Source organism: Achromobacter seleniivolatilans (assembly GCF_030864005.1).
GTDB classification, from domain to species: domain Bacteria; phylum Pseudomonadota; class Gammaproteobacteria; order Burkholderiales; family Burkholderiaceae_B; genus Achromobacter; species Achromobacter seleniivolatilans.
In genome coordinates, this window is the sequence record NZ_CP132976.1 from 1,407,831 (window position 1) to 1,428,381 (window position 20,551).

The 20,551-nt window shown below is 63.1% G+C and carries 20 protein-coding genes; 6 read left to right on the top strand and 14 right to left on the bottom strand.

What is annotated here, in order from left to right:
- The first annotated feature begins 143 nt into the window (after positions 1–143).
- Positions 144–629, top strand: a complete 486-nt coding sequence (gene parS / locus RAS12_RS06310) for a type II RES/Xre toxin-antitoxin system antitoxin (RefSeq protein WP_306946343.1) — start codon at positions 144–146, stop codon at positions 627–629.
- Complete coding sequence (locus tag RAS12_RS06315) at positions 626–1,132, top strand: RES family NAD+ phosphorylase (RefSeq protein WP_306946345.1); 507 nt, start codon at positions 626–628, stop codon at positions 1,130–1,132. The genes parS and RAS12_RS06315 overlap by 4 nt, the downstream gene beginning before the upstream one ends.
- Here the strand turns inward: RAS12_RS06315 and RAS12_RS06320 are convergent.
- Entirely contained in the window at positions 1,129–2,190 is a 1,062-nt protein-coding gene (locus RAS12_RS06320) for an alcohol dehydrogenase (RefSeq protein ID WP_306946347.1), read from the bottom strand. The genes RAS12_RS06315 and RAS12_RS06320 overlap by 4 nt on opposite strands.
- A gap of 53 nt (positions 2,191–2,243) precedes the next feature.
- Positions 2,244–3,452 (bottom strand): ABC transporter substrate-binding protein, encoded by a 1,209-nt coding sequence (locus RAS12_RS06325; RefSeq protein ID WP_306946350.1) that lies wholly within the window; start codon positions 3,450–3,452, stop codon positions 2,244–2,246.
- A 227-nt stretch (positions 3,453–3,679) separates the two neighbouring features.
- Between RAS12_RS06325 and RAS12_RS06330 the strand changes: the two genes are divergently transcribed.
- The gene (locus RAS12_RS06330; RefSeq protein WP_306946351.1) at positions 3,680–4,420 is read left to right on the top strand and encodes an IclR family transcriptional regulator; all 741 of its coding nucleotides are present in this window, start codon (positions 3,680–3,682) and stop codon (positions 4,418–4,420) included.
- 10 nt (positions 4,421–4,430) lie between these two features.
- On the opposite strand, the gene rocF is transcribed toward RAS12_RS06330, so the two are convergent.
- Together rocF and rocD are read right to left on the bottom strand one after the other, a co-directional pair.
- Positions 4,431–5,393, bottom strand: a complete 963-nt coding sequence (rocF, locus tag RAS12_RS06335) for an arginase (RefSeq protein WP_306946353.1) — start codon at positions 5,391–5,393, stop codon at positions 4,431–4,433.
- A complete protein-coding gene (rocD, locus tag RAS12_RS06340; protein ID WP_306946355.1) occupies positions 5,393–6,628 on the bottom strand; it encodes an ornithine--oxo-acid transaminase in 1,236 nt (411 codons plus the stop codon). The genes rocF and rocD overlap by 1 nt, the downstream gene beginning before the upstream one ends.
- Before the next feature lie 174 nt (positions 6,629–6,802).
- On the opposite strand from rocD, the gene RAS12_RS06345 reads away from it, so the two are divergent.
- Positions 6,803–7,624 (top strand): MetQ/NlpA family ABC transporter substrate-binding protein, encoded by an 822-nt coding sequence (locus tag RAS12_RS06345; RefSeq protein ID WP_306946357.1) that lies wholly within the window; start codon positions 6,803–6,805, stop codon positions 7,622–7,624.
- A gap of 31 nt (positions 7,625–7,655) precedes the next feature.
- On the opposite strand, the gene RAS12_RS06350 is transcribed toward RAS12_RS06345, so the two are convergent.
- Entirely contained in the window at positions 7,656–8,855 is a 1,200-nt protein-coding gene (locus tag RAS12_RS06350; RefSeq protein ID WP_306946360.1) for an MFS transporter, read from the bottom strand.
- Positions 8,856–8,946: 91 nt separating this feature from the next.
- Between RAS12_RS06350 and RAS12_RS06355 the strand changes: the two genes are divergently transcribed.
- Positions 8,947–9,402, top strand: coding sequence for an Lrp/AsnC family transcriptional regulator (locus RAS12_RS06355; RefSeq protein ID WP_306946362.1), 456 nt, complete (start codon positions 8,947–8,949; stop codon positions 9,400–9,402).
- Between the two features lie 48 nt (positions 9,403–9,450).
- Here RAS12_RS06355 and RAS12_RS06360 read toward each other — a convergent pair whose 3' ends face one another.
- The 8 genes from RAS12_RS06360 to RAS12_RS06395 form a co-directional block, all read right to left on the bottom strand.
- Positions 9,451–10,620 (bottom strand): metallophosphoesterase, encoded by a 1,170-nt coding sequence (locus RAS12_RS06360; RefSeq protein ID WP_306946364.1) that lies wholly within the window; start codon positions 10,618–10,620, stop codon positions 9,451–9,453.
- Between the two features lie 103 nt (positions 10,621–10,723).
- On the bottom strand, positions 10,724–11,947 hold the full coding sequence (locus RAS12_RS06365; protein WP_306946365.1) for an alpha-hydroxy acid oxidase: 1,224 nt from the start codon (positions 11,945–11,947) through the stop codon (positions 10,724–10,726).
- A 127-nt stretch (positions 11,948–12,074) separates the two neighbouring features.
- Positions 12,075–12,938: an archaetidylserine decarboxylase gene (gene asd, locus RAS12_RS06370; protein ID WP_306946368.1), complete on the bottom strand. Its 864-nt coding sequence runs from the start codon at positions 12,936–12,938 to the stop codon at positions 12,075–12,077.
- 109 nt (positions 12,939–13,047) lie between these two features.
- A complete protein-coding gene (locus RAS12_RS06375; protein ID WP_306946370.1) occupies positions 13,048–14,679 on the bottom strand; it encodes an ATP-binding cassette domain-containing protein in 1,632 nt (543 codons plus the stop codon).
- A gap of 226 nt (positions 14,680–14,905) precedes the next feature.
- A complete protein-coding gene (locus RAS12_RS06380) occupies positions 14,906–15,784 on the bottom strand; it encodes an HpcH/HpaI aldolase/citrate lyase family protein (RefSeq protein WP_306946373.1) in 879 nt (292 codons plus the stop codon).
- 1 nt (position 15,785) lies between these two features.
- The gene (locus tag RAS12_RS06385) at positions 15,786–16,505 is read right to left on the bottom strand and encodes a response regulator transcription factor (RefSeq protein ID WP_306946375.1); all 720 of its coding nucleotides are present in this window, start codon (positions 16,503–16,505) and stop codon (positions 15,786–15,788) included.
- 346 nt (positions 16,506–16,851) lie between these two features.
- Positions 16,852–17,337 (bottom strand): hypothetical protein, encoded by a 486-nt coding sequence (locus RAS12_RS06390; protein ID WP_306946378.1) that lies wholly within the window; start codon positions 17,335–17,337, stop codon positions 16,852–16,854.
- Positions 17,338–17,453: 116 nt separating this feature from the next.
- Positions 17,454–18,050 carry a GNAT family N-acetyltransferase gene (locus RAS12_RS06395; protein WP_306951331.1) on the bottom strand — a complete coding sequence of 199 codons (597 nt, stop codon included), beginning with the start codon at positions 18,048–18,050 and terminating at the stop codon, positions 17,454–17,456.
- Between the two features lie 88 nt (positions 18,051–18,138).
- On the opposite strand from RAS12_RS06395, the gene RAS12_RS06400 reads away from it, so the two are divergent.
- Positions 18,139–19,374, top strand: a complete 1,236-nt coding sequence (locus RAS12_RS06400; RefSeq protein ID WP_306946380.1) for an NAD(P)/FAD-dependent oxidoreductase — start codon at positions 18,139–18,141, stop codon at positions 19,372–19,374.
- Here the strand turns inward: RAS12_RS06400 and RAS12_RS06405 are convergent, their stop codons facing one another.
- Positions 19,375–20,508 carry a 3-deoxy-7-phosphoheptulonate synthase gene (locus RAS12_RS06405; protein ID WP_306946382.1) on the bottom strand — a complete coding sequence of 378 codons (1,134 nt, stop codon included), beginning with the start codon at positions 20,506–20,508 and terminating at the stop codon, positions 19,375–19,377.
- Positions 20,509–20,551 lie beyond the last annotated feature (43 nt).

The window sequence follows — 20,551 nt, forward strand, 5'->3', positions numbered from 1 at the left end:
GCCATGCCAGGGCGTCAGATGTGGAGTCCCGCCAGTTGCCTGTGGTATTCCAAATGGGATATTATAAATTCTGTTTGGAATATGATTTGAAGCATTGGGCCAGCGTCCCACATGATGGGCGCCCGGCTCTACCGGAGTGTGTCATGACCATCGCCATCGCTGATAAACCCGCCGGCAAGCGCGCCGCGCCGGTACGGCGTCCGCCGCGCCGTGCGGCGGTACGCAGCAAGCAGCTGTTCCTGGGGCTGGTCGACAGCCCGTTGACGGATATTGCCCGCGACGTGCGCCGGGGCCTGCCTGCGCAAATGGTGGATGACGCCGCCGACTACCTGCGAGTGCCCAAATCGGAAATCATGGCCATCACCGAGGTCAAGGCGGCGTCCTTGTCGCGCTGGACGCGGGAAGGGCAGATGCTGCCGCTGGGTGAATCCGATCGTTTGGCCCGGGTTGCCCGCGTGGCGCGCGTGGCGCGGCAGGTGTTGGGCAGCGACGAAGAAGCCGTGCTGTGGCTGAACACGCCCGTGCCTGCGCTGGGCAACGCAAAACCCTTGTCCTTGTTGACGTCCGATGCCAGCAGCCGCATCGTTGAAGATACCTTGGCGCGTGCGGCGGCTGGCGTCTACGCATGACGGACTTAGTCTCGTTGTGGCGCATCGGCACCACGGCCGGCACCTATCGTGCGGATGATCTGAGCGGCGCTGGGGCCGCGGCCGTAGGCGGCCGCTACAACAGCCCCGGCACCGCCGTTGTCTATAGCTCATCAAGCGTGGCGTTGGCGGTGCTGGAAACGGTTGTGCATTTTGCCGTGCGCGCATCAGAGCAGGCCAACCGCTATCTGATCGAGCTGGCAGTACCCCGCGCTGTGCATGACGCGCGGCAGGTGCTGACCTTGGGGCAGCTGGAGCAGGACTACCCGTTTTGGGAAGCCGTGCCCTTTGCCGAGGCGTCACAGGCCGTGGGCGACAACTGGGTCGCCTCCGGCGTTTCGGCGTTGCTGGAACTGCCCAGCGCCATCGTGCCGCATACGGGTGTGCCGGATTGCAATGTGCTGATCAATCCGGCCCATCCCGATGCCGCCCACATCGTTGTGGTGCGGCGCGAACGGTTTATCTACGATCCCCGCCTGTCTTAGTCCACCGTCAGGACGGCGCGGCCCACGACCTTTCCGGCCCGCAGCGCAGCCAACACGCTGTCGGCTTCGTCCAGTGCGTGGCGATGCACGGGCATCGGCGGCACTTTGCCCGCCCGCACCAGTTCCATCAATTCTTGCAGCTCGGTCAGGTTGCCGACGTAGCTGCCGATGATGGACATTGCCTTCATGGGTATCAACGCGATCGGCCACGACGACGCGCCGCCGAACAAGCCCACGATGATGAGCTTGCCGCCCTTAGTCAGGAAGTCGAAGGCCAGTGACGTGGTGGCGGGCGCGCCCACCAGATCGATCGCGGCCTGCACGGGCTTGCCGCCTGCCGCCTTGATGATCTGTTGCGCGGCATCGGGCGCCGCGCCGTCGATTGCGGCCAATGCGCCAGCATCCAGCGCTGCCTGACGTTTGGCGGGGTCGATGTCAACGACGATGGCGCCCGCGCCGCCCAGCGCCTTGATCAAGGTCAGGCTCATCAGGCCCAGACCGCCCGCGCCGAAGATGACGACGGGATGTTCGCGGTAGACCTCGGCGCCAATCTTCTTCAGCGCGGAATAGGTAGTAAGCCCGGAGCAGGCATAGGGCGCGATCTGCGCCGGGTCCAGGTCACCGATGTCGATCAGGTAGCGCGGATGCGGCACCACGATGTGGTCGGCGTAGCCGCCCGCGCGATGCACGCCCAGGCAAGCTGGCGCGGCGCAGTGGTTTTCCATGCCTGCGGTGCAGGGCACGCATTTACCGCAGCCAATCCATGGATAGACAAGGTAGTTGCGGTCGGCGGAAAGCCCTTTCGCATCCGGTCCGGCGGACACCACGGCGCCCACGGTTTCGTGACCCATCGTAAGCGGCAGTGAAACGCCGCGATCCTTTAACGACAAGGTGCGGCCCTGGCCCAGGTCATAACCGCCTTCCCATAAGTGGATATCGCTGTGGCATACGCCCGCCGCGCGAACTTTCAGCAGCACCTGCGACCCTTGCGGCTCGGGCGTGGGCGGGTTCATCTCCTGCAAGGGTTCGCGGAAGTTGACGACGCAATAGCACTTCATGGGATGTCTCCTTTATTTTTTCTGACCCGCCGCATGGGCGCGGCGTGGGGATACTACTTTTTGACCAAGGGGCATTCGCTGTCGGCGAGCGACACGAACACCTTTTCGCCCGGCACCGTGGACAAGATGCGGTAGAAGTCCCCAGGGTACTTGGATTCGGCGGGTTTCTTCACTTCAACCAGATACAGATCCATGATGACGCGTCCGTCTTCGGGACGTATGCGGGCATTCTTGATCAGTTTCGTGGTGATGGGCAACTCGCGCATCTTCTGGTTGACGGCGGCGCCTTCAAAAGTGCCGGCGGCCTGCGCAGCCTGCAGGTAATGCGTAGTGGCGACATAGCTGAGCGCCTGCACGATGGAAGGCGGGCGCGTCACGCCCATCTTCTTCTGCCAGCGCTGTGTCCAGGCGCGGGTATCTTCGTCGGCGTCCCAATAGAAACCGGTGGGAAACGTCAAACCTTGCGCCACCGGCAGGCCCATGGCCTGCACGTCGTTGATGAAGGTCAGGAAGGTCAGCATCCGTTGCTTGCTGCCCGTCAGCCCGAATTCCTGTGCCTGCTTGATCAAGTTGACCAGATCGCCGCCCGCGCTGGCCAGGCCCACCACATCGGCCTTGGACGATTGCGCCTGCACCAGGAATGAGGCGAAGTCCATGGCGCCCAGCGGGTGCCGCGTGCTGCCCAGCACTTTGCCGCCGGCATCCTGCACAAAGCGCGTCGCGTTGCTTTCCAGCGATTTGCCAAACACGTAATCGGTCGTGATGAAGTACCAGGATTTGCCGCCGCCTTCGACCACGCTTTTGACGACCGCGTTGGCTAGCGCATAGGTATCGGGCGCCCATTGCGTGCTGAGGTTGCTGCATTGCTTGCCGCTGAAGTCGCCCGCGAAACCGCCGCTGATGAGCGCGGTGCCGCCTTTTTCCCGTGCTACGCCTTGCGCGGCGAGACCTGCGGAACTGGCGCCGCCGTCCACCACCGCGACCAGGCCCTGCGTATCAAACCAGCGGCGTACCAGAGCGGAGGCCACATCTGCCTTGTTCTGGTTGTCTGCGCCCACCACTTCCACCGTCTTGCCGGCTACCTTGCCGCCGAAATCCTCGACGGCCATGCGCACCGACATTTCAGAGCCCAGTCCGCCCAGGTCCGAATAAATGCCTGAACGGTCGTTTGACACGCCCAGTCGAACCACATCGGATTGTGCATGGGCCGCGCAGGCGGCCATCGTCGCGGCCACGGCCGCCAAAACGGGTTTGATACGCATCTGTTTGTCTCCCCAGCCGCTGTGCGGGCCGAATGATTGAATTTTGGTGATGACGCAATACCGCGGACCGGGGCGCCGGTTCTCCAGCCGGCTGAAAAATCTTTCTTATTGGTGAAAGTAAATTCCTGTGCAAGAATTTAGGTTCGCCCATATGAAAAGTCAACATAGTGGATTACCTAGCAGATTGACGGGTTCTGCTCAGGTAAATCCAAACAGGGGTTGCCACCATGGAAGTGAAATTAGTGGCTCGCACGCTGGAGCTGATCGAACTGTTTGCACAGGCGCGCCGCCCGATGCCGCTGACTGAGCTGGCGCAAGGACTGGGCGCGCCCATGTCTAGCTGCCTGGCGCTGGTGCGCACGCTGGTGGCGCGGGGTTATTTGTATGAAGTGCGCCGCCGGGGCGGTTATTACCCGACGGCGAAGCTGCACGCTTTGAGCGTGCAAATCAATAGCGGTGATCCCTGGCTGGAACAAGTGCGTCCGGAACTGGCCGCGCTGCGCGACACCTCGAACGAGACCGTGATGCTGGGCAAGATCCAGGACGGGGCAGTGGTGTTTGTAGATGTGGCGGAGTCGACCCAACCCGTGCACTACGCAGCGCGCGCTGGTGAGCGCCGGCCCTTGCATACGAGTGCGGTGGCCAAGGCCATTTTGGCGCGCCTGCCGCCAGCCGAGCGCGACACTGCGTTGGCGGCCGCAACTTACACGCGCTATACGGAACGCACATTGATCAGCCGCGACGCGCTGCTGGCCGATGTGGATCGAGTTCAGGCGCGGGGGTGGGCGTCGAATGTCGGGGAAAGCGTGGCTGACCTGACGGGGCTGGCTGTAGCGCTGGATCTGGGGGGCGAGTGGTACGCCCTATGTATGGCTGGCCCCACACCGCGCGTTTGGGGCCAGCACGAAAAAAACGTGGAGTTTTTGGTCGCGGCGGCAGAGCTGATCCGCCGCGCCCGTGCGGGTTAGGAACGGGCGCTCAAGACCCGCGACGCATCAGCGTGGACTTGCCGAACAGGCTTTCGATCAGGTCCACCGCCAGCTCCGCCGTCTTGTTGCGCACGTCGAACGCGGGGTTCAGTTCGACGACATCCAGGGAACGCATCAGCCCCGTGTCGGCGATCATTTCCATGCATAACTGCGCTTCGCGATAGGTTGGTCCGCCGGCCACCGTCGTGCCCACGCCCGGAGCGATCTCGGGGTCCAGAAAGTCCACATCAAAGCTCACGTGCAGATGGGTGTCGGCGTCCAGGCCGGCGAGTGCCGCTTCCATCGTGGCGCGCATGCCCATTTCGTCCAGATAGCGCATATCGAAGACTTCCAGGCCTGCCGTGTGGACCAGGCGCTTTTCGCCCTGGTCTACGCTGCGTATGCCAATCTGACGGACCCAGCCGGGTTCGATATCCGGCGTCTGGCCCGACATGCCGGTAATCTGCGCCGGGCCATAGCCGCACAGGCAAGCCACGGGCATGCCATGGATATTGCCGGTGGGTGTCAGCGCATTGGTGTTGAAATCCGCGTGCGCGTCCAGCCACAGCACGCGTAGCTTCTTGCCAGCTGCGCGGCAATGACGCGCTACCGCGCTGATCGACCCGATGCCCAGACAATGATCGCCGCCCAGCAAAATCGGCAGGCGGCCTTGGCTCAATTCTTCGTACACCGCATCGTGCACCGCCCGGTTCCAGGCAGTGACTTCGTCCAGATGGCGATAGCCGTCCACAGGCGGCAGCCAAGGATTGGCCGGGCCATACAAATTGCCGCGGTCCGTCACTTGAAAACCTTGGGCTTCTATGACGGGCCCCAGGTCTGCCACACGCAAGGCTTCCGGGCCCATGGACGCGCCGCGTGCGCCTGCGCCGATATCAGTGGGCGCGCCGATCAGGGAGATGTGAGTGGGCAAGCTGGCGGTGTTCTGCAAGAGGCGGACTCCGGTGGGGTTCATCAAGAGGCGGATAGTACCGCGGCCAGTTGGTCACACGCCCAGTCGATCTGCTCGCGCGTCACGATCAGGGGCGGCGATAGCCGCAGGGTGTGGCCATGCGTATCTTTGACCAGCATGCCGCGTGCCTGCAGGCGTTCGCACCAGAGGCGGGCGCCACCGGCGTCGGGTTCCAGTTCCACGGCCAGCATCAAGCCGCGGCCGCGCACCTCGCGGACAGGGCCGGGCAAAGCGCGCAGGCGTTCCAGAAAATAGGCGCCGACGGTCGCGGCGTTTTCAATCATGCCTTCGTCGGTCAGTACTTGCAGTGCCGCACGCGCAATGGCGCAGGCCAGCGGGTTGCCGCCAAAGGTGCTGCCGTGCTGGCCGGGCTGAAACACCCCGAGCACGTCAGCGTTGGATAGTACGGCAGACACGGGATAGAAGCCGCCCGACAGCGCTTTGCCAATCAATGTGACATCGGCCTCGATACCTTCGTGTTCTTCTGCCAGCAGTTTGCCGGTGCGCCCCAGCCCCGTCTGGATTTCATCCAGAATCAGCGTGATGCCTTGCTCGGTGCAGCGCTGGCGCACGCGGCTGAAATATCCGGCAGGCGGCAGCACGACGCCTGCTTCGCCCTGAATCGGTTCGACCAGGAAAGCAACCGTATTCGGCGTGACGGCGGCGTTAAAGGCTTCGTAGTCGCCAAACGGCACCACCTTGAAACCGGGCGCAAACGGGCCGTAGTGGCCATAGGCGTCGGGGTCAGTGGAAAACCCCACGATGCCCAGCGTACGGCCATGGAAATTGTTGGCGCAGACGATGATCTCGGCCTGGTCCGCCGGCACGCCGCGTACCTCGTACCCCCATTTGCGCACCGCTTTGATGGCCGTTTCCACCGCTTCCGCGCCGCTGTTCATGGGCAGGATCTTGTGAGATCCGGTCAGGCGGGCCAGGTCCTCGTACAAAGGCGCCATCTGATCATGGCGGAACGCGCGCGAGGTCAGTGTCAGTTTCTGCGCCTGTTCGATCATGGCGGCAAGAATGCGGGGGTGGCAGTGCCCTTGGTTGACGGCCGAATAGGCCGATAGGCAATCCAGATACTTGCGGCCGTCCACGTCGTACAGCCAGACGCCGCTGCCGCGGGAGATCACGACATCCAATGGATGATAGTTGTGTGCGCCCAGCTGGTCTTCGATCTGGTCGCGGCGCCGGGCGGCGGCGCGCGCGGCGGGCAGGGTGGTCAGAACGGCGCTCATAGGGGGGCTCCCGGGGGCGGATTGTGTTCATCTTAGCGCCGCTGTGCCGGGCGTGGCATTGCCATTGCGTGACAAAGGCCTTTGCAGGCGCCGCGTCCAAGCTGCTGCACAATAGCGCCTGCGCCGGGTTTATTCCGGTTTTCCCGTGTTCTCAGTTATCCCTGGATGATCTTCATGGTTTTGCACCACTTGCTTTTGAAACTGACGCGCGGCGTGGCCGTGGCGGCGCTGGGCCTGGCGGCGTGCGCGAATGCGATGGCACAGGACAAGCCGCTGCGCATCGGCGTGATTCCCAGTGTGGCGAACGAAGCTACGGAAATTGCGATAGCCCAGGCCAAGAAAGAAGGGCTGGACGTCAAACTGGTCGAATTCAATGATTGGGTGCTGCCCAATATCGCAGTGGCCGATGGCTCGGTGGATGCCAATTTCTTCCAGCACGAACCGTTTCTGCAATTGTTCAATCAGCGGCGCAATGCCAGCCTGACGCCGATTGCCTACGGGTACTCGACCACGATCGGATTGTTTTCCAAGAAACTCAAAAAGGGCGACACGGTGCCGGACGGCGCCACGATTGCGGTGCCGAATGATCCGGTCAACACGGGGCGCGCCTTACTGTTGCTGCAATCGATCGGGCTGATCAAGCTTACGCCCGGCGTGGCGCATCAGGCGACCCTGCAAGATGTGGTCTCGAATCCGAAGCAACTGAAGTTTGTTCAGATTGAGGGCTCGCAATCGGCGCGTACGTTCGACGATGTGACGGCGTCCGTCACCTACACGACGTTTGCCAAGCAAGCCGGGCTGAATGAAAAGGATGGGCTGGCATTCGACAACACCGATCCGGCCAGCATCCGCCGTTATGCCATCCGCTGGGTGACAACGCCGGACAAGGTGCAGGACCCGCGCTTGTTGAAGTTCATCTCGATCTATCAGAACTCGCCCGAGGTAAAGGCCACCTTGAAGCGGCTGTACGGCGATCTGATCACATTTCCCTGGTAAGGGCTGGCGCCTTGCGGGCGCCGCACAACCTTCAGGCTGCGGCTTGTTCGCTCGTACTGCGGCGGCGCCCGTTCAGGCGCCAATGCAGCGCGAGCGCGGCAACGGCCAGAGCGGCGGCCGCGCATAAGCCCAGCACATCAAAGCCGACATGGGTGTAGAGGGTGCCCGCGATTGCGGTGCCCACACTGGCGCCCAGATACGTTGTGCAGGTGTTCAAACCCAGCACAGCGCCACGCTCTTCGGGGCGTGCGCGCGACAGCAGCAACACCAGCAGATTCAAGCTGAGTTGCGACGCGGCGCCCCAGAGTGTGGCAATGGCCAGCACGGCGGTGAGCGAATGGGCCGCCGGCAGCAATCCCAGATAGACAAGTGAAATGGCGCCCAAGGCCAAGGGTAGCGCGCGGCGCGGCCCCAGCCGTTCGATCAGCGGCGCGCCAGCAAAACCCGCCAGCAAAAAGCCCGCGCCATAGGCAAAGGCAATAAAGCCCACTTGCCCGGCCGACAAAGCCAGCAAGGTGCGGACGTGGTCCGCCAGAAAGGCGTAGACGCCATAGAAAGCGGAAGAGAATGCCAGGCAGGCCAGCAATAGCGCGGGCACGTCGCGGTAGGACAGCGGCGCCAGCAATCGCGACAGGCGCAGCGGCGCGGGGTTTTCGGCCCGGCGCTCAGGCAGCTTGCGCAGGCCCAGCAGCGCAATCGCCGCGCATAGCGCCAAGGTGCCGTACGTGACGCGCCAGCCCACGGCGTCTGAGATCAGGGCCGACAGGGGCACGCCTGCCACCAGCGATACCGACCAGCCCGCAATGACGCGACCCAGTGTGCGCGCCTCTTGCCCAGGCGCGGCTACCAGCGACGCCGATCCGTATGCCGCGGGCAGAATCACGCCGGCGGCGGCGCCAGCCAACGCTTGCGCCAGCGTCAACACCATCCAGTGCGGAGCGCAGGCAGACAGGATCAGTGCAGCAATCAGCGCCACCATCGCGCCCAACAGAGAACGGCGGATACCGATGCGGTCAATGCGCGCAGCCAGGAAAAACGCGCTGGCGGCTGTGGCCGCGCCATAGGCGGAGATGGCCGTGCTGATGGTCAGTGCGGACGTGGAAAATGTGCGCGCCACGTCGCTCAAAATGGGACTGAGCGCCAATCCGTTTGAGCCGACGACGCTGACGGCGAACATCAAGGCAGGTACGGGTGAGGGCACTTGCGTGCTGCGGTTGCTACGATTCTGCATGCCCGGATTCTATTGGAATAAAATAAGGGTTAACTCCTGTATTTCCTTATTCCATAAAAGTTCGAATGCCATTCGGCAGAACCTGATTCCAATGCCAGACCTAGACGATCGCGACCGAAAACTATTAACGCTGCTGGCCGACGACGCCACTCCCAGTTATGCCGAATTGGGCAAGTTGCTGAACCTGTCGGCGCCCGCAGTGCACGAACGCGTCAAGCGCTTAAAGCGCGATGGGCTGATCAAAGGCATCGCCGCCAAGCTGGATGGCGCCCGCATCGGCCGTCCCTTGCTGGCGTTCGTGCATGTGGACACCAACAACTGGACCATCACGCAGCAGGTGCTGGGCTTGGCGGAGCTGACCGAAGTCGAAGAGATACACACCATCACCGGCAAGAGCGCGATGCTGTTGAAGGTGCGGGTGCGCGACACCCAAGCCTTGGAACTGCTGCTGGCGCGCATCCATCAGATTGAGGGCATCACGAACACCACCAGCGACATCGCGCTGACCAGCTACCTGGAGCGCGGTCCATTGCCGGACGACGCGTGACCCGCAGGCGCGTTCAACGCGCAAGCTGGCGGCGAGCCTCGGGCAGTATCAGCGCGCCTTTGCCACCCGCAGGCGCAGGCGGGTGATTTCCGATGGGGCTCCCAGGCGCTTGGGCGGACCCCAATAGCCCGTTCCCCGGCTGGTATAGACCCACATATTGCCCAGCCGATTCAAGCCAGCCGTGAACGGCTGCTGAAAACGCACGAAGAATCCCCAAGGAAAGAACTGCCCGCCGTGGGTATGGCCGGACAGCTGCAAGTGGTAGCCCACGGGCTCGGCCGCGACCGCGCTGCGCGGCTGGTGCGCCAGCAGGATCTTGGGGCAGGCGTCCGCCGGCGCCCCGGCCAAGGCAGCCTTGGGGTTGCTGCGCTGTTGCGGGTCAAACGCTCCCGCGCTGAAGTCGGTGACTCCCGCCACAACCACTGGCAGACCGGACGGGTGAATCAATACATGTTCGTTCATCAGCACGCGCAGACCCATGCGGCGGAATTCGGCCACCCAGGGCGTGGCGCCTGAATAATATTCATGGTTGCCAGTCACCAGATACACGCCATAGGTTGCGCGCAACTGGCCTAGCGGGCTGGCTTGCGACGCCAATTGTTCAACGCTTCCATCGACCACATCGCCGGTGATGGCAACCACGTCGGGCAACAGTTCGTTCACGGCATCAACAATGGCCTGTACGTAGTGTTTCTTGATGGTCGGACCCACATGGATGTCGCTGATCTGCACGATCGTGAATCCGTCCAGATCAGGCGGCAAGCCTGCAACCGGCACATCCACATCCACGACGCGGGCGCGGCGGCGCGCGTTATAGAAGCCCAGCACGGTACCGGCAAAGGCCAGACCGGCTACGGCCCAGGCGCTGACACGCCGCAAGGTGATCCAGGGCAGGTCTGCGCCGATCATCAAATTGGCCAGCCAGGTCAGCAGCAACAGCGCGTCGCGAATGACTGTCAGCACAAACAAGGACGAGAACAAGCCCATGGCGATCAAGCCGACCCAGGCAATACGGTCGCCCCAGGGCGGATGCACGGACGAGCGTCCCAGCATTCCCAACGGAATCAGGATGCACGACAGCAGCAAGGCAAGGGCGGCGGCGACGGCGCCTGCGTCACTGATCAGGGCGTCTGGAATCAGGCGGGCGCCGACGTAAACGTGGGCCAGGGCGCCGAGCGTCAGAAAGCGCAGGAAAAACGAGGATTGGCGTAGGGACACGGGCGGCAACAAGGTCGCGCCCGCCCGTTGGGCTGACGCGCGCGTAGCAAGGGAATCGCCATTCTATGCCGCGGGACGTGATTGCGGTCCAGGCTGCCCGGGTTCAGGCGGGGGCCAATCCGTCGCGCCAGAGGTAACTGGCGTCCATCTCGCGGACGCGGTTGATGCCCAGCATGGCCATGTTACGGTCGACTTCGGCGCGCAACAGCGCGATGGCATGGGAAACGCCCGCTTCTCCGCCAACAGCCGCCGCGTAGTTGAAGGGCCGGCCAACGAACACGCAGCGCGCGCCCAACGCCAGGGCCTTCAGCACGTCGCTGCCACGGCGCACACCACTATCCATCATCACGGTCATGCCGCCCGCCGCCGCGACCACGCCCGGCAGAGCGCGCAGCGGCGATATCGCGCCGTCCAGTTGGCGGCCGCCATGATTGGACACGATGATGCCGTCCGCGCCGTGCTGCTGCGCCAGCGCAGCGTCTTGCGGGTGCAGGATGCCTTTGATGATCAATGTGCCCGGCCATTGGCGGCGGATGCGCGCCACATGTTCCCAGCTGAGGTGATCGCGAGCCGTGAAGTCGCGCATTACCGATGCCGATACGATCGGAGCGCCACGGGTGGCAAAGGAATTTTCAAAGTGCGGCATGCCATGCGCCATCAGCGTGCGCAGGAACGTGCCGGCCAGCCAGCGCGGGTGCGTCAAGCCGTCCCAGGCCAACCGCAGACTGGGTTTGAGCGGCGTGGAGAATCCGGTACGCACATTGTTCTCGCGATTGGCGGACACGGGAATGTCCACGGTCAACACCAGCGTCTCATAACCTGCGCGCCGGGCGCGTTCGACGAGCGCGTCGATCTTGACGGGGTCACCGGGCAGGTAGGCTTGAAACCACGTGCCGGGCGCCTCGCGGATCACATCTTCCAGCGGGATCAGCGATGTGCCGCTGAGTATGGCGGGAATATTCTGTGCGCGTGCCGCACGCGCCTGCACAATGTCGCCGCGATAGGCCGACAGGGCGCTGATGCCCATGGGGGCGATGCCAAATGGCGACGCGTAGGTGCGGCCGAATAGTTCGATCTGCTGTGTGCGTTGGGACACGTCGACCAGGACTCGCGGCGCGAACGCATATTGCGCAAACGCCTGCCGGTTGCCGTGTAATGACTGATTGTCTTCCGCAGCCCCCGCCACATAGCCAAAGATGGGGCGCGGCAGGCGGCGCCGCGCAACGGCTTCAAAGTCATCCAGGCTGAGTATGCGCGTAAGCGCCCGCGACAAGCGTGGGGCGGCAACGGCGGAGGCTGTGGAGGCGGGCAGGGCAGTTGATGTCATGGCGGGCCGGTAAAAGCCCGTAATCTAGCAACGCCGCTTGATCGTATATAGCGAATATATAGCGATAAGTTATTTCGCTTAAAGCGAAGAAGCGCAAAGGATGGCGGGCATCCTCTGCGCCAGCAGATCAGGCGCCAGCCGGTAGCGCCATCAATTCGCCCATGCGTACCGGGCCAGGCACTGCGTCCGTCCAGCGAATCTGGCCGGGTCCGAACAACACGATGGCGGTCGAACCCAGCTTGAAGCGCCCCATCTCCGCGCCCTTGGCCAGATGGATGGGGGCACGCGCCGCGTCGTCATAGCGTACGGCTTTGACGCGGCGCTTGTGCGGCGTGACCAGCCCGGCCCAGACGGTTTCAATCGACGCCACGATCATGGCTCCGACCAGCACCACGGCCATCGGGCCGTGCTCGGTATCAAAAATGCAGACGACACGCTCGTTGCGTGCAAACAGGCGCGGCACATTGCGGGCGGTGAGCGGATTCACCGAAAACAGCCGGCCGGGCACGTGCACCATTTCACGCAAGGTGCCGGCGGCGGGCATATGCACGCGGTGGTAATCCTTGGGCGACAGATAGACAGTGGCAAATTCACCGCCCTGAAACGGTGCAGCGCGTTCGCTGTCGCCGCCCAGCAGATCGGTCAGGCCGTAGCTGTGTCCCTTGGCCTGAAAGATGCGGCCTTGCTCGATGGCGCCCATCTGGCTGATCGCGCCGTCGGCCGGACAGAGCACCGAGCCCGGTTCGTCGTCCAGCGGCCGGGCATCGTCTTTAAGCGCGCGGGTGAAGAAGTCATTGAAGCACTCGTAGGCCAGCGGATCTTCTTGCACCGCTTCGCGCATGTCCACGCCGTACTTGCGGACAAAGCGCGAGATCATCCAATTCTTGACCGCGGGTTCCCGGCAGTCGGATGCGTATCCGAAAAAGCGCGACACCAGGTGGTGGGGCGCAAGATACTGGCTGGCGAGAAATAGTTGGTCTTTGATCGTCATCTACGAGCGCTAAAAAAACGCGTCCCGCATACAGCGGGACGTGGTTGAAGGTTGCTGCGCTATGGCCGGATGCGGCAAACAGCGTGCAATTCGCGGGATTGTAACTCGATCAGGCAGCCTTGGCGGCCAACTTCGTTTTGTAGAGCCAATCCTTGTAGTCATCCAGGTCCCCGTCGAAGGGGCTGACCGCGCCATCGGCCACGATGATGAATTCGTCGGTCGTTGCGCGCAGCAGGTGGCGATCGTGCGACACCAGCATCAGCGTGCCTTCGAACTGAGCCAACGCGGTGGTCAAGGCTTCGCGCGTTTCCAGATCCAAGTGGTTGGTCGGTTCATCCAGCAGCAGCAGGTTGGGGCGCTGCCAGACAATCAGCGCCAACGCCAGCCGGGCCTTTTCGCCGCCGGAGAACGGCGCGATGGAGCTGGTGGCCATATTGCCGTTGAAGTTGAAGCTGCCCAGAAAGTTGCGCAGTTCTTGCTCACGGACTGTGGGTGCAATCTTCGCCATGTGCCACAAGGGCGATTCGTCGTGACGCAGCATCTCTACCTGATGCTGGGCAAAGTAGCCAATCGACAAACCCTTGTTGAATTGCGTGTCGCCAGCCAGCGAGCCCAATTCACCCGCAATGGTTTTGATGAACGTCGACTTGCCTGCGCCGTTGATGCCCAAGAGACCGATACGCTGGCCAGCCTGCAAAGAGAAATTGATGCCCGACACGATGATTTTGTCGGACACGGCTTCGGTCTCTTCATCCTCGATGCGATACCCCGCACTGACCTTGTCCATGGTCAGCAGCGGATTCGGCGCGCGCAGCGGCTCACGGAATTCAAACGAGAATTCGGCGGCAGCGCGCAAAGGCGCCATTTCTTCCATGCGGGACAGCGCCTTGATACGGCTTTGCGCCTGGCGCGCCTTGCTGGCTTGCGCCTTGAAGCGGTCAATAAAGGATTGCAGGTGCGAGCGCTGCCGCATCTGCTTTTCCATCATGCCTTGGGCCAGCTCCAGCTGAGCGGCGCGTTGACGCTCGAAGGACGAATAGTTGCCCGAGTAGCGCTTGAGCTTGCGCTCGTCGATGTGGACGATGACGTTGACCACGCCGTCCAGGAAATCGCGGTCATGGGAAATGACCAGCAGCGTGCCCGGGTAACGCTTGAGCCAGTCTTCCAGCCAGATGATGGCGTCCAGATCCAAGTGGTTGGTGGGCTCGTCCAGCAGCAGCAGGTCGGACGGGCACATCAGCGCCTGGGCCAGATTCAGGCGCATGCGCCAGCCGCCGGAAAAGCTCGTCAGCGGCAAGTGCATTTGCGCTTGCGTGAAACCCAGGCCGGTCAGCAGTTGTTCTGCGCGGGAGTGCACGGTGTAGGCATCCGCATCGGCCAGCGCGGCGTAGATGTCGCCCATGCGCAGGCCGTTTTCGGCGCTTTCCGGCTCGGCTTCCAGTGCGGCCAGTTCGGCTTCCAGCTTGCGCAGCGTGACGTCGCCGTCAATCGCGTATTCGATGGCGGGGCGGTCCAGCGCGGGGGTTTCCTGCGCCACATAGGCCATGCGCCAGCTGGCGGGATAGTCCAGGTCGCCCTGGTCTGCGTGCAGGGTGCCGCGCAGCAGGCCGAAAAGGCTCGACTTGCCGGCGCCGTTGGCGCCGATCAGGCCGATCTTGTCGCCGGGGTTCAACAGCAGGTCAACCTTGTCGAGCAAGGGCTTGACGCCGCGCATGAGTGAAACTTGTTGGAAGCGGATCATGAATCGTGTGGCAGGGGGTGGCGCGGCAGGCGCGCGGCAAGGCTCCCGCCACAAGGCGCGGCGCAAAAAAGGGAACCGGGGCGGGATCGCGCGCGAGTGAAAAAACGCCAGGCGCGAAAGACCAAATAGACGGGCAAGCCGTCCTATCGTGGGCAGTATTGTACCGGGCTGCGCGCGCCTTTGCTAAAGGGCGGTGAATAAATGGGGCGCGACTGCGTGAAAAACGCTATTGAGCCGCGATGGCGGCGGCAAGCGCCAGCAGGCGTTCAGCTTCCTCGGCGTGCAGGTTTTCCACTAGCGCGCCATCAACCACCGCCACTCCCAGCCCGGCTGCCTGGGCCGCGCGCCAGCCGTCCAGACGCTTGCGGGCGCTGGCCAATTCTTCATTTGTTGGAGCGAACGCGGCGTTGGCCGCTGCGATCTGCTTGGGATGGATCAGCGTTTTGCCATCGAACCCCTGGTTGCGGCCTTGCCGGCACGCATCGTCCAGCCCGGCGTCGTCCTGCAAGTCCAGGTGGACACCATCCAGCACGGCGAGCCCATGTGCTCGCGCAGCCATCACAGCCATCGAGCGGGCCAGCAGGGTTTCTTCGCGCGATGGGGTGTGGCGCGCATGCAGGTCTTTCACCAGATCGGACGTGCCGACCACGATTGCCGCCAGCCTGGCGTGGCCGCCTGCAATCGCGTCCAGCCGCAAAAAACCCAACGGTGTTTCGGCCATTGCCCATATAGGCAAGCCAGCAGGCGCGCCTGCGGCGTCCAGCGCGTCGGCCAGCGCTGCAAGCTGGGCGGCTGATTCCACCTTGGGCAGCAGCACTGCATCCGCGCCGGCGCGGGCAATGGCTTGCACGTCGTCTGAGCCCCAGGGCGTGTTCAACGCGTTGATGCGCACGATGCACTCGCGGCGCCCGTAGCCGCCCTGGAGCAAAGCGGCAGCGACCTGGCTGCGGGCCTGCTCTTTGGCGTCGGGTGCGACCGCATCCTCCAGATCCAGAATCAGGGCGTCGGCATCCAGGCTGCGGGCTTTGTCCAGCGCGCGCGCATTGGCGCCCGGCATGTACAGGACGGAACGGCGGGGCCGGACAAGGGTTTTGTGGCTTGTCATATCAGTTCTTGGAATTGCCAACGATCTGGACGGGAGTGGTGCACACGTAACCCACACCGTAGACGGTGCGGATGCCCATGTCACCGCCCGCCTGGGCACGCAGTTTGCGGCGCAGGCGGTGCATGTGCGCATCAAGCCGGTGCGTGTCGTAGGCCTCGGCGCTGGCGCCCAGCGCTTCCACCAGGCGTGTGCGTGACAGAGGCAAGGGCGCGGCTTGAATCAGCGCGCCGATCAGCCGGCATTCGGTGTCCGTGATGTCCACCCGTATCAGCTTGGGCGAAATCAGGACGCGGCGGGCAGGATCGAAGCGCCAGGCATCGGACTCTGCGTCGTCCGCGTCAGCGGGGGGCACCACGCGCAAGCGGCGTGACAGGGACACCAGCGTCGCGCCCAGTTCGGCCAGATTGACGGGTTTGGTCAGGTAGTGATCGGCGCCCAGGCTCAAGCCGGACACCTTGTCTTCACTGAGCAGGCGGCCCGTCAGCATGATGATGCCCATGGACGGGTACGTGGTGCGCAGATGCGATACACGGGTCAGGCCATCGCCATCGGGCAGCATGGCGTCCAGCACCAGAATGCCTGGCGTCACGGTCAGCAGCAGCTGATCCAGCTCGGCCAGCGATCCGGCGGTAAGTATCGCCTTGTCCAGTCCGAGGTCATGGATGTATTCGGCGATGGTGTCGCGCCAGTCCCCGTGGTCATCAACAATGATGATAGTCACGGCGCGGCACGCGCCAGCGATGTATCGCGAGACGCTCCAAGGGCAAACACGCTTTCCGCTCCTGACATGCTAGCGCTTCTTATAGAGTGAGAGTCCGCTTGCGCGGGCGCTCGCCCGGAAGGGGCGCGATAGATTTTGTATCGTTCGCGCTTGCGGAGAATATCATCAACGCAGATGCGGCGGCGCGACATGAATTTTGGATGTCATCCGCACGTGCCAGAATATTCGGTTGATCAAAAAATGACCAGTCCGAACAGCATCGCCCGAACGGCCAGGGGCCGTGAGTATGCGTGAGTTTTATCCACAGAAGTTGTGGATAAAACTCGCACAGCCGGCACTATCCTTTTTATGTAGCCAATCGCTCGACCGGCACGCCTTCCGGCACCTTGCGAACGCGGTCGCGCTCTATGCGCGGCGGCGAAAAGCGGGTCTTTCTGGCGGCGGCGTTTTGCAGCAGGACGGATAGCACCGCCCCCTTGTCTTGAATCCAGTGCGTTTTGCCCCGCAGCAATTTCATGGCGTTCTCAGCCGTGCCCAAACGGTAGGACATGCTGTTGATCTGGACGGAAGTCTTGCCGTTGAAGACGGATTCTTCCTGTTCCGTGATAGCGGCCGCATCGAGGTTGCTGCTTTCGTTATCGATGCGATAGATGAACTTCAGATTGCTGTGGGGGTCTTGCACCACGATCAGCTTTTCAGAGCCCGAAACGTCGGACATCATGCCGACCACGAGCGACTCGACCAACTGGTTGCCGCGCTGTTCTTCCGTATAGATAAAAATGCTGTGGCGTGCCAAGGGCTTGGCGGCCGGAACAAGGGGAGTGCTATCCATATCTGACTTGAAAAAGGCGGGGCGGACGCAAGATGCCCGCATACCCGCCGATACTGCGATAACGGTTCCAGGTTGGGTCAACTTGGAGCCGCTGCGAAAAGAACGAAAGGCGCCGATTACCGGGGGCGATGCAGACGCGCCTGCAAGCGCGCTTTCACCGACGGCCAGTCCTCATCGAGGATGGCAAAGTAAACCATGTCACGGGTGCGTCCCGACTGCGCGATGAGGTGCTTGCGAAACACACCTTCTTCGACGCCGCCGATACGGAGTATGGCCTGACGCGATTGCGTATTGCTCAACTCCGTCTTGAACACGACCCGTATGATACCAATTGTGTCAAAGGCGTGTTGCAATAAAAGAAATTTAGCTTCGGTATTGGCCCCGGATTTTTGGCTGGACGGGGTCAGCCACGTTGCGCCGATCTCCAATCGCTTGTGCGTCAGCGCAATATCCATATACCGCGTGGTGCCGATGATGGCCCCCGTGCTTTGCTGCACGATGACAAACGGCAGGCACGAACCTTCTTGCTGCCCCGCCAACGCACGATCCACGTAGCGCTGCATGTCGGCCAGTGAGGTCATCGGTTCGGGTTGCAACCGCCAGAGCTCTGGATGCAGGCCGGCATCCGCCAAAGCTTGCGCGTGATGCGCGGACATGGGTTCCAAACGGACAATATCGCCTTGCAGGGTGACAGGTTGCAGCGGTGGCAGCATGACGGCGGGCTCCTTCGAATGGCGCGCAGTAAAAGATACTACGCCTGACGTCTTGCCGAACCCGAAGGCGAGGCGCAGAATGCGGCGCATGAAAACAGACGTTGTGGTTCTAGGCGCGGGCATTGTGGGTGTCAGTACGGCACTGCATCTGCTGGCTCGCGGCCGGTCGGTGGTGCTGTTGGACCGGCGCGGGCCGGGTGAAGAAACCAGCTATGGCAATGCCGGCCTGATTGAACGAGCCAGCGTCATTCCGTATGCGTTTCCCCGAGACTGGCGCAGCTTGTGGCGATACGCGAAAAACAACACCCCGGACGTCAGCTATCACACTCGATTTTTGCCGCGCATTGCGCCGTGGCTGTTGCGCTATTGGTGGCATTCGTCGCCAGCGCGGCTGGCGCGCGCGGCCGAGGCCATGTTGCCGTTGATCGAGCGCAGCGTAGCCGAGCATGAGGCGTTGATGGCGGACGCGCAGATCTCGCACCTGTTTCGCCGCAATGGTTGGATCGACGGCGTGCGCAGCGAGGCCGGACTGGCCCGTGCCATTGCCGAAGCGGAAGATCTGGCGCCTTATGGGTTGAACTACCGTGTGCTGGATCGCCAGGCGCTGGCGGCTGTCGAACCCTCGTTGTCCGACCGGATGGCGGGCGCGGTGCATTGGCTGGACCCGGTGAATGTGTCGGACCCCGGCGCGGTGACGCGCGGTTATGCCGCCCTGTTCGAGCAGCGCGGGGGCCAACTTGTGCGCGGAGACGCGCGCAGCCTCAAGGCGGCGGGCAAGGGCTGGCAGGTGCAGGGTGCGGACAGCTTGATCGAAGCCCGTGATGCCGTCGTGGCGCTGGGGCCGTGGTCGCCAGATGTGCTGCGGCCTTTGGGCTACCGCATTCCCATGGCGGTCAAGCGGGGTTATCACCAGCACTTTGCGCTGGAAGATGGCGCGACGCTGTCCCACCCTGTGGCAGATATTGAAAGCGGCTTTTTGGTGACGCCCATGACCTTGGGCGTGCGGCTGACGACGGGCGCAGAGTTCGCGCCCCGCGACGCGCCTGCCTCACCCATTCAGATTCAGCGCACCAGCGTGTTGGCTCGCCAGTTGTTGCCTTTGGGCGCCGCTGTCGAGGCCGAACCGTGGATGGGCAGCCGGCCGTGCATGCCAGACATGCGCCCGGTGATCGGGCCTGCGCCCAATCATGCCGGGTTGTGGCTGGCATTTGGCCATGCGCATCATGGATTCACGCTGGGCCCGGTGACAGGCAAGCTATTGGCCAGCCTGATCACGGGCCAGGCGCCGGATATGGACCCGGCGCCTTATGGTGTACGCCGCTGATCAGGCGCGGGTTGCGGCCTTTTCGCGGCGCTGACGCACGGCCAGAGCCAGGGTTTCCAGCACCGGCTCGGTCTGGGACCAGCCCAGGCAAGCATCGGTGATGGACACGCCGGGGCGCAGCGGTTGACCCGGCTTCAAGTCCTGGCGGCCTTCTTCAAGATGGCTTTCGATCATGACGCCGGTGATGCGGGCGTCGCCTTGAGCGAGCTGGGCGGCAATGTCGTTGGCCACATCAACCTGGCGCAGGTGCGACTTGTTGGAGTTGGCGTGCGAGCAGTCGATCATGACTTGTTCACGCTGGCCGGCGGCCCGCAGGGCGGCGCAACAGGCGTCCACGCTCGCGGCGTCATAGTTCGGGCCTTGCTTGCCGCCGCGCAGGATGACGTGCGTGTCCTCGTTGCCGCGGGTTTCAAAGATGGCGGCCATGCCCATCTTGGTCATGCCCATGAATGCGTGCTTGGCGCTGGCGGCCACCATGGCGTCGGCGGCAATCTGCACGCCACCATCAGTGCCGTTCTTGAACCCCAGCGGGCAGCTCAGGCCGGAACTCAGCTGACGATGGCTGGGGCTTTCGGTCGTACGCGCGCCGATAGCGCCCCAGGCGATCAGGTCGGCGATGTACTGGGGACTCAGCAGATCCAGGAATTCGGTAGCGGTGGGCAGGCCCAGGCCGCTGATATCTAGCAACAGCTCACGGGCGCGGCGCAGCCCTTCGTTGATGCGGAAGCTGCCGTCCAGGCGCGGATCGTTGATATACCCCTTCCAGCCGACGGTGGTGCGGGGCTTTTCGAAATACACGCGCATGACGATCAGCAGGTCTTTTTTGTGCTTTTCGGCGGCATCGCGCAGGTGGCGCGCGTACTCCATGGCTTGGCCATGATCGTGGATGGAGCAGGGGCCAACCACCAGTACCAGACGGTCGTCGCGGCCATGCAGCACGTCGGCGATCTCGGTGCGGCTTTGCTCAACCAGGTTCTGGATGGCGGGGGAAACGGGCAGCTCGTCCTGAAGAAGCGCAGGCGAAATCAGCGGACGCACGGCGCTGATGCGGGTGTCGTCGGTACGCGTATTGTCCTGGGTCGAGTCGGCCGTGCCGACCTCGCGGTCGTGCTGGGGGTCGTCAATGCGGGTCAAGGGATGCTCCGTGCCGTAGATGCGGAAAAAGTCCACTATTATC